Source organism: Streptomyces sp. WAC00040, from assembly GCF_056835925.1.
This window is the reverse complement of the sequence record NZ_JAKQZE010000001.1, coordinates 418,819-430,739: the sequence shown is the minus strand read 5'-3', so window position 1 is coordinate 430,739 and position 11,921 is coordinate 418,819. Positions and strand designations below refer to the sequence as shown.

General features: G+C 72.3%; 8 protein-coding genes. 7 read left to right on the top strand and 1 reads right to left on the bottom strand.

Annotation, left to right across the window (positions count from 1 at the left end; genetic code table 11):
* The first annotated feature begins 6 nt into the window (after positions 1-6).
* The 7 genes from MDN94_RS02000 (at position 7) to obgE (ending at position 11,537) form a co-directional block, all read left to right on the top strand.
* Positions 7-1,932 (top strand): TIGR03960 family B12-binding radical SAM protein, encoded by a 1,926-nt coding sequence (locus MDN94_RS02000; protein WP_482724273.1) that lies wholly within the window; start codon positions 7-9, stop codon positions 1,930-1,932.
* A gap of 300 nt (positions 1,933-2,232) precedes the next feature.
* Complete coding sequence (locus MDN94_RS01995; RefSeq protein ID WP_482726974.1) at positions 2,233-3,405, top strand: hypothetical protein; 1,173 nt, start codon at positions 2,233-2,235, stop codon at positions 3,403-3,405.
* Between the two features lie 123 nt (positions 3,406-3,528).
* Positions 3,529-4,296, top strand: a complete 768-nt coding sequence (locus tag MDN94_RS01990) for a TIGR03936 family radical SAM-associated protein (RefSeq protein ID WP_482724272.1) — start codon at positions 3,529-3,531, stop codon at positions 4,294-4,296.
* A gap of 233 nt (positions 4,297-4,529) precedes the next feature.
* Positions 4,530-8,954, top strand: coding sequence for an Rne/Rng family ribonuclease (locus tag MDN94_RS01985; RefSeq protein ID WP_482724271.1), 4,425 nt, complete (start codon positions 4,530-4,532; stop codon positions 8,952-8,954).
* Positions 8,955-9,391: 437 nt separating this feature from the next.
* Positions 9,392-9,712: a 50S ribosomal protein L21 gene (rplU, locus tag MDN94_RS01980; RefSeq protein ID WP_005317674.1), complete on the top strand. Its 321-nt coding sequence runs from the start codon at positions 9,392-9,394 to the stop codon at positions 9,710-9,712.
* A gap of 14 nt (positions 9,713-9,726) precedes the next feature.
* Positions 9,727-9,981 carry a 50S ribosomal protein L27 gene (gene rpmA, locus MDN94_RS01975; protein ID WP_005317677.1) on the top strand — a complete coding sequence of 85 codons (255 nt, stop codon included), beginning with the start codon at positions 9,727-9,729 and terminating at the stop codon, positions 9,979-9,981.
* A gap of 119 nt (positions 9,982-10,100) precedes the next feature.
* On the top strand, positions 10,101-11,537 hold the full coding sequence (gene obgE / locus MDN94_RS01970) for a GTPase ObgE (protein WP_482724270.1): 1,437 nt from the start codon (positions 10,101-10,103) through the stop codon (positions 11,535-11,537).
* 187 nt (positions 11,538-11,724) lie between these two features.
* Here the strand turns inward: obgE and MDN94_RS01965 are convergent, their stop codons facing one another.
* Complete coding sequence (locus tag MDN94_RS01965) at positions 11,725-11,898, bottom strand: hypothetical protein (protein ID WP_482724269.1); 174 nt, start codon at positions 11,896-11,898, stop codon at positions 11,725-11,727.
* Between the last annotated feature and the right edge of the window lie 23 nt (positions 11,899-11,921).

Here is an 11,921-nt window from a genome sequence, read left to right as displayed (position 1 = left end):
GTTTCCATGTCTGCCGAGTCGGTCTTCCCACAGCTCGAAGCGCTGCTCCCGCATGTGCAGAAGCCCATCCAGTACGTCGGCGGTGAGCTGAACTCCACCGTCAAGCCCTGGGAGTCCTGCGACGTCCGCTGGGCGCTCATGTACCCGGACGCCTACGAGGTCGGTCTGCCCAACCAGGGCGTCATGATCCTCTACGAGGTGCTGAACGAGCGCGAGGGCGTGTTGGCCGAGCGCACGTACAGCGTCTGGCCGGACCTCGAGGAGCTGATGCGTGAGCACAAGGTCCCGCAGTTCACCGTGGACAGCCACCGGCCCGTCGGCGCGTTCGACGTCTTCGGGCTGAGCTTCTCCACCGAGCTCGGTTACACCAACATGCTCACGGCCCTGGACCTCGCGGGCATCCCGCTGGAGTCAAAGGACCGCACGGTGGACCACCCGATCGTGCTGGCCGGCGGGCACGCGGCGTTCAACCCCGAGCCGATCGCCGACTTCATCGACTGCGCGGTCATCGGCGACGGCGAGCAAGCCGTGCTCGACATGACGGAGATCATCCGCGCCTGGAAGGCCGAGGGCCGCCCGGGCGGGCGCGAGGAGGTCCTGTTCCGTCTCGCGAAGACCGGCAACGTGTACGTGCCGCGCTTCTACGACGTCGAGTACCTGCCCGACGGCCGCATCGGCCGCGTGGTCCCCAACAGGTCGGGCGTGCCGTGGCGGGTGTCCAAGCACACCGTCATGGACCTCGACGAGTGGCCCTACCCGAAGCAGCCGCTGGTCCCGCTCGCCGAGACCGTCCACGAGCGGATGTCCGTCGAGATCTTCCGCGGCTGCACCCGCGGCTGCCGCTTCTGCCAGGCCGGCATGATCACGCGCCCCGTGCGGGAGCGAAGCATCACCGGCATCGGCGACATGGTCGAGAAGGGTCTCAAGGCGACCGGCTTCGAAGAGGTCGGCCTGCTGTCGCTGTCCTCCGCGGACCACAGCGAGATCGGCGACATCGCCAAGGGCCTCGCGGACCGGTACGAAGAGGACAAGATCGGCCTCTCGCTGCCGTCGACCCGCGTCGACGCGTTCAACGTCGACCTCGCCAACGAGCTGACCAGGAACGGCCGCAGGTCCGGTCTGACCTTCGCCCCCGAGGGCGGTTCCGAGCGCATGCGCAAGGTCATCAACAAGATGGTCTCGGAGGAGGACCTGATCCGTACGGTCTCCACCGCGTACGGCAACGGCTGGCGTCAGGTGAAGCTGTACTTCATGTGCGGTCTGCCGACGGAGACCGACGAGGACGTGCTCCAGATCGGTGACATGGCGGTCAAGGTCATCGCCGAGGGCCGCAAGGTCTCCGGGCAGAACGACATCCGCTGCACGGTGTCCATCGGCGGATTCGTGCCCAAGCCGCACACGCCGTTCCAGTGGGCGCCGCAGCTGAGCGCGGAGGAGACCGACGCGCGTCTGGAGAAGCTTCGCGACAAGATCCGCGGCGACAAGAAGTACGGCCGCTCGATCGGCTTCCGTTACCACGACGGCAAGCCCGGCATCGTCGAGGGCCTGCTGTCGCGCGGTGACCGCCGTGTCGGCGCGGTCATCCGCGCCGTGTACGAGGACGGCGGCCGCTTCGACGGCTGGCGCGAGCACTTCTCGTACGACCGCTGGATGGCGTGCGCCGAGAAGACGCTGCCCGACTTCGGTGTCGACGTCGACTGGTACACCACCCGTGAGCGCACCTACGAGGAGGTCCTGCCCTGGGACCACCTCGACTCCGGTCTCGACAAGGACTGGCTCTGGGAGGACTGGCAGGACGCCCTCGACGAGACCGAGGTGGAGGACTGCCGCTGGACGCCGTGCTTCGACTGCGGCGTGTGCCCGCAGATGGACACGCACATCCAGATCGGTCCGACGGGCAAGAAGCTGCTCCCGCTGACCGTCGTCAAGTAACACGGCTCGGGGGACGGCCCGGCCGCGGGGAAACCCGTGGCCGGGCCTTCTTCCTTTCGCGACAGTGGGGCGGTGCCACGGCTCATCGCCCCGCACGTCACGCCACCGCGATGCCGGGCGGGTCCATGGCCCCGGCACGGCGGCTCATACTCGATTCCGTGCTGCTCACCTGCGAACACGACAACGTCGGTTTCGCGCAAGGCCATCGAGGCGAACGGCGGCCTGTTCGAGGACCGGCGGGGGGAAAAGCGCAGGTACTGGATCCGAACGGGCCCATGATGCGTCATCTCTGACATGGACTTGGAAAAGCCGCCGCACACCGCCGCGCCGCCGCGCCACGGCGCCCACCAGGCGCCGAAGGACTACGAGCCGGGCGACGGCTGCCTCGCCCAGGTCGTGCGGATCCCGGTGCGTGTCGTCGTGGTGCTCGTCGTCGTCCCGGTGCGCATGGTGTGGGACGTCCTCGTCCTCTGCGGCCGGGCCGTCGAGCGGGTGCTGCTGAAGCCGCTCGGGCGGGCGCTGACCTGGATCTTCGAGAAGGTGCTCACCCCCGTGGCGCGCGCCGTGGGGTGGGTGGCCACCGTCATCCTCAAGGCGTTGTTCTACTGGCCGTGGGTGGCGCTGTGGCGGTACGTGGTCGTGCCGGTGGTGACGTACGGGCTGGTGGTGCCCGTGGTGTGGGTGTACCGGCAGCTGCTGACCCCGCTCGGCCACGGCATCGCCTGGCTCGTGGAGCACCTGCTCCTCGCCCCGGCGCGGTGGATGAACCGCACGCTTCTCACCCCGCTCGGGCACGGGATCGCTGCCGTGCTGACCTTGCTCGGCAAGGCGTTGTTCTACTGGCCGTGGGTGGCGCTGTGGCGGTACGTGGTCGTGCCGGTGGTGACGTACGGGCTGGTGGTGCCCGTGGTGTGGGTGTACCGGCAGCTCCTGACCCCGCTCGGCCACGCCATCGCCCGGCTCCTGCGCGCCCTCGGCTTGGGCTTGGCATGGCTGGTGCGGACGCTGCTCGTCGTCCCCGTCGTGTGGCTGTACCGGTACGTCCTCGCCCCTGTGGGCCGTGAGATCGCGGCGGCGGTCGCCGTGGGCTGGCGGATCGCCGGCTACGTCTCGCGTGCGGTCGGCCGCGCACTGAAGTGGCTCGCGTGGAACCTCGTCGGCCGCCCCGCGAGCTGGTTCTACCGCGGCGTGTGCACGCCCGTCGGGCACTTCGTGCGCGACGCCGTGTGGCGCCCGGCCGCCAAGGCCGCCGTGCAGGCGGGCCGCGCGACCAGGGCGGCGCTGGCGTCGGCGCGAGAAACCGTACGTCAGGCACGGCGCGACGCCTGGCGTGCGCTGATCGGCACGCCCCGCGAGCCGCGGCCCGTGGTGGGTACGGCGGGTCAGGCGCGTAACCTGGGTGGCAGACAACAAACACAGACCGTTCCCGGCGTGGCGGCCGAACCCGAGATCTCCCTGCACAAGCAGGGGTGAACCGGTCGGCCCCCGGGGAGCACCCCGCACCTTGAGGGCGGCGCGCCACCCGCGCCCGCTCCACACCGAGGAGAAGAACCACTGGGCAAGCGACAGCCCGAAGGCCCGCCGCCCGCACCTGCGGTGCAGCGCATCCGACTGCGCTACACCAAGCGCGGCCGCCTCCGGTTCACCAGCCACCGTGACTTCCAGCGTGCGTTCGAGCGGGCACTGCGGCGCGCCGAGGTGCCCATGGCGTACTCGGCCGGCTTCACCCCGCACCCGAAGGTGTCGTACGCCAATGCCGCACCCACCGGCACGGGCAGCGAGGCCGAGTTCCTGGAGATCGCCCTCACCGACCACCGCGACCCGGAAAAGCTTCGCGAGTTGCTGGACGAGTCGCTGCCGGACGGGCTGGACATCATCGACGCCGTCGAGGCCCGTACCTCGGGCCTCGCGGACCGGCTCACCGCCTCCGTGTGGGAGCTGCGCCTGGACGGAGTCGAGCCCCGGGACGCGGAAAGTGCCGTGGCCGCCTTCCTCGCCGCAGAGACCGTCGAGGTCCGGCGGAAGACGAAGAGCGGCATGCGCACCTTCGACGCCCGAGGCGCAGTCGCGGCACTCGAGGCGTCCGATAGGACCGGGGACACGCCCTGTGCGATACTGCGCCTGGTTGTTCGGCACGTGACACCTGCCGTGCGACCCGACGACGTCCTGTCCGGTCTCCGAGCTGTGGCCGACCTGGCGCCGCCGGTCCCCGCAGCGGTGACCAGGCTGGCGCAGGGGCTCTTCGACGAGGAGTCCGGCACGGTGACCGACCCGCTCGCGCCCGACCGCGAGGCAGCTCCGGCCGCTCCACCCACGGCCGCCGGGACCGCCTCTGCGACGGCGCCGGAAGGTCCCGCCGCGTAAGGACGGTCGTCGTAGCGCGGCTCTTGCACTCGGGAGCCACCTGGGTCGGGCCGCGTGCTGACACACAAGACTTTCGCCAGGCCGTACGTACATCGCGTACGGAACCGGCGAGCCAGACATCAGCTCCCGTGCGGCGCCCGCGCCCCGGACGGCGGCACCGCGCACATCACGCGGGCCGCGGCCGGACCGGATACAGGCGCGGCGCCCGGGAGCGTGACGGGAGAACCGCCCGCATGCTCGAGTCGAACGAAACCGGCACCGCCGGAAACAACGAGAACGAAGACAACAACAGCCCCAGCGACACGCTGCCGCCGCGCCGCAGGCGCCGCGCCGCGTCGCGGCCCGCGGGAGCCCCGAAGACGGGGGAGTCCGCCGCCGCGCAGGCGCAGGCCGCCGAGGCGGTCGTTCCTGCAGTGGCCGCAGTGGGCGCCGTGGTGGAGGCATCCGGTGACGCTCGCGAAGAGACGCCCGCCGACGCCGGTGCCGCGGAGGCCGCACAGGTCGCCAAGGCCGTGACCGACGAACCGCGGGCGCGCCGCCGTGCCACCCGCAAGGCGACGGCCCCGGCCGGTCCGCCGCAGACCGCGGAGCCCGTCAAGGCCGATGCCGCCGCCGGTGGCGAGGCCGAGGAAGCCGCGCCGCGCACCCGCCGCCGTGCCACCCGTAAGGCCACCGCGCCCGCCGGCGCCCCGCAGACCGCAGAGGTCACCGAGCCGGAGACGGCCGTCGCCGGCGGGTCCGCCGAGGACGCCGCCGCCACGCGGCCCGCGCGCCGCCGTGCCACGCGTAAGGCGACCGCACCCGCGGGCTCGCCGCAGGCGGTCGGGGCCGTGGAGTCCGAGGTCACCGTGGAAGCCGCGGAGCCGGTCGCCGAAGAGGCCCCCGCGCCGCGCCGCACCCGCCGCCGCGCCTCCGCTCCGGCCGGTGCGCCGGCCGCCGTCGAAGCGGCGCCGACCGCCGAGGCCGGCAGCGCCGCGCAGGCGGCTCCGGCGGAGGTGGCCGAGCAGGCCGCGCAGGAGACCACGGAGCCCGCGCCGCGAGCACGCCGCCGTGCCACCCGTAAGGCCACCGCGCCCGCCGGCGCCCCACAGTCCGCCGAGCCGCTGACCGTCGAGACCGCGCAGCCGGAGCCCGTCGCAGAGGAGGCGCCGGCCGCCGAGGCGGAGTCCGTCGCTCCCCGGCGTACCCGCCGCCGTGCCTCCGCGCCCGCCGGCGCGCCGAAGGCCGTCGAGGCGCCGGCCGAGTCCGCCGTCCCGGTCACCGAGGCCGACGAGGAGGAGACCACCGTGGCCGAGGAGCAGGAGGCCGCGGCGGTCGAGGCCGCCGAGGAAGCACCCGCCCCCCGGCGTACCCGCCGCCGCGCGTCCGCGCCCGCCGGAGCGCCGAGGACCGGGACCGTGCAAGAGGGCGAGCCGGCCGAGGAAGAGGCGGCCGCGCCGCGCGGCCGTCGCCGTGCCACCCGTAAGGCGACCGCCCCCGCGGGCGCACCGCAGGCCGCCGGCGAGGAGATCACCGAGGCCGGCGAGAGCTTGCCCGAGAGCGCCGTCTCCCAGATCACCGCCGGTGAGGCGGAGGTCGCCGCAGCCGAGAAGGCCGCCACCCGTGGCCGCTCGCGCCGTCGCGCGGTGTCGCCGCAGTTCACCTCGCAGCCTGCCGCCACGGCGGAGCAGGCCGCCGAGGAAGAGCCCGCCCGGGGTCGCCGTGCCCAGCGACCGGCCGTACCGACCTTCCGGGCCCCGGTCTTCACCGAGCCGATGTTCCAGACCCCGGAGACCGCCGCGGCCGCGGCCGCCGCCGCGGCGACCGGCCCCGAGCCGGAAGAGGAAGAGGAGACCGCGGTGACGCCCGCGGCGGAGACGGCGGCAGCCGAGCCGGCCGGCCGCCGCCGTCGCCGCCGTCGTGGGGAGCCCGCGGAGCCCGTGGAGGCGCCCGTCGCCGAGCCCGTCGTCGCCGAGCCCGTCGTCGCCGAGGCCGTATCGGCCGAGGACGAGGCGGAGCCCGAGGAGGCGGAAGCGGCCGAGGCCGAGGAGCAGGACGAGTACGAGGACCGCCCGTCGCGCCGCCGCCGTCGTGGTGGCCGCCGCCGTCGCCGTGGCGAGGCCCCCGATGCGGACGAGTCCGCGGAGGAGCGGGCCGAGGACGCGGACGCCGAGGCGGAGGAAGCGCAGGAAGAGGGCGAAGAGGAGGACGAGACCGAGACGGAGACTCCTTCCGCCGCCGGCACGAGCAGCAGTCGTCGTCGCCGCCGTCGTCGCCGTCGCAGCGGTGACGGTGCCGCGGAGGCCGAAGCGGTCACCGACGACCCGGAGCGCACGGTCGTCAAGGTCCGCGAGCCCCGCAAGAAGGAGGAGCCGAGCGACGAGGTCCAGTCCATCAAGGGCTCGACGCGTCTCGAGGCCAAGAAGCAGCGCCGCCGTGAGGGCCGTGAGCAGGGCCGCCGCCGGGTGCCGATCATCACCGAGGCGGAGTTCCTGGCCCGCCGCGAGGCCGTCGAGCGTGTGATGGTCGTCCGCCAGAGCGGCGAGCGCACCCAGATCGGCGTCCTCGAGGACAACGTGCTCGTCGAGCACTACGTCAACAAGGAGCAGGCCACCAGCTACGTCGGCAACGTCTACCTGGGCAAGGTCCAGAACGTCCTGCCGTCCATGGAGGCCGCCTTCGTCGACATCGGCAAGGGCCGCAACGCGGTGCTGTACGCCGGCGAGGTGAACTTCGAGTCCCTCGGCATGTCGGGCGGCCCCCGCCGTATCGAAGCCGCCCTCAAGTCCGGCCAGTCGGTCCTGGTCCAGGTGACCAAGGACCCGATCGGCCACAAGGGCGCCCGGCTCACCAGCCAGGTGTCCCTGCCTGGCCGTTACCTGGTCTACGTGCCCGAGGGCTCGATGACCGGCATCAGCCGCAAGCTGCCCGACACCGAGCGCGCGCGTCTGAAGACGATCCTCAAGAAGATCGTCCCCGAGGACGCGGGCGTGATCGTGCGCACCGCCGCCGAGGGCGCCAGCGAGGACGAGCTGCGCCGTGACGTCGAGCGTCTCCAGGCGCAGTGGGAGGACATCCAGAAGAAGGCGAAGAGCGGCAACGCGCCGACGCTGCTCTACGGCGAGCCGGACATGACCGTCCGGGTCGTCCGCGACATCTTCAACGAGGACTTCTCCAAGGTCGTCGTCAGCGGCGACGAGGCATGGGACACCATCCACGGCTACGTCTCGCACGTGGCGCCCGACCTGGTCGACCGGCTGCAGCGCTGGACCAGCGAGACCGACGTCTTCGCCGTCCACCGGATCGACGAGCAGCTCATGAAGGCACTGGACCGCAAGGTCTGGCTGCCGAGCGGCGGCTCGCTGGTGATCGACAAGACCGAGGCCATGATCGTGGTCGACGTCAACACCGGGAAGTTCACCGGGCAGGGCGGCAACCTCGAGGAGACCGTCACCAGGAACAACCTGGAGGCGGCCGAGGAGATCGTGCGCCAGCTGCGCCTGCGCGACCTGGGCGGCATCGTCGTCGTCGACTTCATCGACATGGTGCTCGAGTCCAACCGCGACCTGGTCATGCGGCGGCTCCTGGAGTGCCTGGGCCGTGACAGGACCAAGCACCAGGTGGCCGAGGTGACGTCGCTGGGCCTGGTCCAGATGACGCGTAAGCGGGTCGGCCAGGGCCTGCTGGAGTCGTTCTCCGAGACCTGTGTCCACTGCAACGGCCGCGGCGTGATCGTGCACATGGAGCAGCCGACGTCCGTGGGCGGCGGCGGTGGCGGAAAGCGCTCGAAGAAGCGCGGCCGTGGTGCCGGTCAGGAGATCGAGGGCCGTCCGGAAGCGGTCGAGACCGAGGCCGAGCTCGAGACGGAGGCGGAGGTCGCCGCCGAGACCGCGGCACCCGTGGCGCTCGCGGAGCCCGAGTTCGTACCGGACGAGGAGCTGTACAGCAGCGCGGCGGAGGCAGAAGCGGCGGCGACGCGCGGCCGTGGCCGTCGTCGTGCGACCCGCAAGGTGTCGGCCCCGGCCGGCGCACCGAGGGCGGCTGAGCCTGTGGCGGAGCCCGTTTCCGAGCCGGAGGCCCCGGCGGCGGAGCCCGCCGCCGCGGAGCCCGCGCCGGTCGTGGCGCCGGTGGTAGAGGCGGCCCCCGCGGGCCGTACCCGGCGCCGTGCCACGCGGAAGGCGTCCGCTCCGGCGGGCCCGCCCGTGACGTCGGAGCCGACCGTGGTGGAGACGACCGTTCCGGTCGCGCCTGCCCCGGCCGAGCCGGAGGCGGTCCAGGCCGCTCCCGCCCCGGTCGTGGAGGAGGCGCCGTCCGCGGCTCCGCCGCGTGCCCGCCGCCGGGTGACCCGCAAGGTCACGGCTCCCGCCGGTTCGCCGTCGGGCGCCGAGGAGGCCGCGGTCGTCGTGGTCGCCGCGGAGCCCAAGGCAGCCGAGCCGGAGGCGGTGGCCGAGCCCGAGCCGGCTCAGCCGGACGAGGCCGGAGCCGAGGCGCCGGCGGCCAAGAAGGCGGCCCGCAAGACCGCCAAGAAGGCCACGGCGAAGAAGGCGGCGGCCAAGAAGACCACCACCGCCAAGAAGACGGCTGCGAAGAAGACGACGGCGAAGAAGGCCTCCAAGAAGACCGTCGCCGCCGAGCAGACGCCGGCTCCTGGCGTCTCGTCGGACACGACGGAGGCGTAGCCGGGTCACGGCACCCGCGGTAACGGCGGTGGGCCCCTCTCCCGCGCGGAGGGGGGCCCACCGCCGTCCGTGCGGCGTACGGACGCGACGTACCGCGCAGGGGCCGGGAAACGCCCCGCGGCACGCGGCACGGCCCAGCCGGTGCGTCGTTCGCACGGGTTGCGCGCGCCACGCCGGACGACGGGGCCGCATGGACCGCGGTACCCGGGCGGGTAGCGGCCGGTGGGCCTGGAAGTCGGAGGCGCGGGGCCGGTTTGACCCTCCGAGCGGCGGCCCGTAACCTTGACCCTCGGCGTGTTTCCTTACACGTCCACTCCTGAGCACCTCCCTCCCGGCCCGCCGGGAGAGGCCGCTCGTCCATTCCGGACCGTCATGGGCCCCAGGCCCGTGCGAGCGGCTGGCATCAGGAGTTTCGTTCGAGCGAGAGAGAGATCCGCGTGTACGCCATCGTGCGCAGCGGTGGTCGCCAGCACAAGGTTGCTGTCGGCGACATCGTTGAGGTTGACAAGATTTCCACTGCCAATGTTGGCGACACGGTCGAGCTCTCGACCCTGCTCGTTGTCGACGGCGACGCCGTGACCAGCGACCCGTGGGTGCTGGCCGGTATCAAGGTCACGGCCGAGGTCGTGGACCACCACAAGGGCGCGAAGATCGACATCCTTCGCTACAAGAACAAGACCGGCTACCGCCGCCGCCAGGGTCACCGTCAGCAGTACACGGCGATCAAGGTCACCGGCATCCCCACGGCTGCGAAGTAAGGGACTGAGGAGAGATGGCACACAAGAAGGGCGCATCGTCCACCCGGAACGGTCGCGACTCCAATGCCCAGCGGCTCGGCGTGAAGCGCTTCGGCGGTCAGGTCGTGCTCGCCGGTGAGATCCTGGTCCGCCAGCGCGGCACCCACTTCCACCCCGGCGCCGGCGTCGGCCGCGGCGGCGACGACACGCTGTTCGCGCTGCAGCCGGGCGCGGTGGAGTTCGGTACCCACCGTGGCCGCAAGGTCGTGAACATCGTTCCGGTCGCCTGACCGGAATCCTTCGCGAGGGGCGGACCTCACTTCCCGTACGGGAAGCGGGTCCGCCTTTCGTGTGTTGAGAGACAGACATTTACGTACGTACGTCACACGTCATTACTGGAGGCACATCCATGACCACCTTCGTGGACCGCGTCGAGCTGCACGTCGCCGCGGGTAACGGAGGCCACGGCTGCGCCTCCGTACACCGGGAGAAGTTCAAGCCCCTCGGCGGACCGGACGGCGGCAACGGCGGCCGTGGCGGGGACGTGATCCTGGTCGTCGACCAGTCCGTCACCACGCTGCTCGACTACCACCACAGCCCGCACCGCAAGGCCACCAACGGCAAGCCCGGTGAGGGCGGCAACCGCTCCGGCAAGGACGGCCAGGACCTGGTCCTGCCGGTCCCGGACGGCACCGTCGTCCTCGACAAGGAAGGCAATGTCCTCGCCGACCTGGTGGGCCAGGGCACGACCTTCGTGGCCGCCGAGGGCGGCCGGGGCGGCCTCGGCAACGCTGCTCTCGCGTCCGCGCGCCGCAAGGCGCCCGGCTTCGCGCTGCTGGGTGTGCCCGGTCGGACCGGGGACATCGTCCTGGAGCTCAAGACGGTCGCCGACGTCGCGCTCGTGGGATACCCGAGCGCCGGAAAGTCGTCGCTGATCTCCGTGCTCAGCGCCGCCAAGCCGAAGATCGCGGACTACCCCTTCACCACCCTCGTGCCGAACCTGGGCGTCGTGACCGCGGGTTCGACCGTGTACACCGTCGCGGACGTCCCCGGACTGATCCCCGGCGCCAGCCAGGGCCGTGGCCTGGGCCTGGAGTTCCTGCGCCACGTCGAGCGCTGCTCGGTGCTCGTGCACGTCCTGGACACGGCGACGCTGGAGTCCGACCGTGACCCGGTCTCCGACCTCGACGTCATCGAGGAGGAGCTGCGGCAGTACGGCGGCCTCGACGACCGGCCGCGGATCGTCGTCCTCAACAAGGTCGACATCCCGGACGGCCAGGACCTCGCCGACATGATCCGCCCCGACCTCGAGGGGCGCGGCTACCGCGTGTTCGAGGTGTCGGCGGTGGCGCACAAGGGCCTCAAGGAGCTGTCCTTCGCGCTGGCCGAGATCATCGCGGAGGCGCGGGCCGCCAGGCCCGTGGAGGAGGCGACCCGGATCGTGATCCGCCCGAAGGCGGTCGACGACGCGGGCTTCACCGTCCGGCAGGAGGAGGACGGTCTCTTCCGGGTCCGCGGCGAGAAGCCGGAACGCTGGGTGCGCCAGACCGACTTCAACAACGACGAGGCCGTCGGCTACCTGGCCGACCGCCTCAACCGCCTCGGTGTCGAGGACCAGTTGATGAAGGCGGGTGCCCGCGCCGGTGACGGCGTGGCCATCGGGCCCGAGGACAACGCGGTCGTCTTCGACTGGGAGCCGACGATGATGGCGGGCGCGGAGATGCTCGGCCGTCGCGGCGAGGACCACCGCCTCGAGGCGCCCCGTCCGGCCGCGCAGCGGCGGCGGGACCGCGAGGCCGAGCGGGACGAGGCGCAGAAGGAGTTCGAGGGCTTCGACCCCTTCTAGGACGTGCCCTGCGTGTCGCCCTGACCGGCGACCAGCTTGCGGCCGGGCCGTGGGCCGAGCAACTTCGGAGTGGTCACGCACGAGTGACCACGCACGATCCGGGCGAGTTGACGGTACGGCTCTGGTTCCCGGTAGCCGGCGGGAACCAGAGCCGGAGCTCGCCGGAAGCGGCCGCACGCGGTGGCGTTCACCGGCGCCTGACGAGCGTGACCAGGCCCGCGGTGAGAGCGAGCGCCGTGGCGGCTGCGACTCCGAGGAGCACGAGGCGGCCCGTGTCCTGCTGATACCACTCGGCTACGAGCACCTTGCCGTCGGAGCCGATGACCTCCAGCCGGACCGGCCGCGAGTTGTTCTCGGGCAACCTCTTTGCCGGGTGCGGTTGCT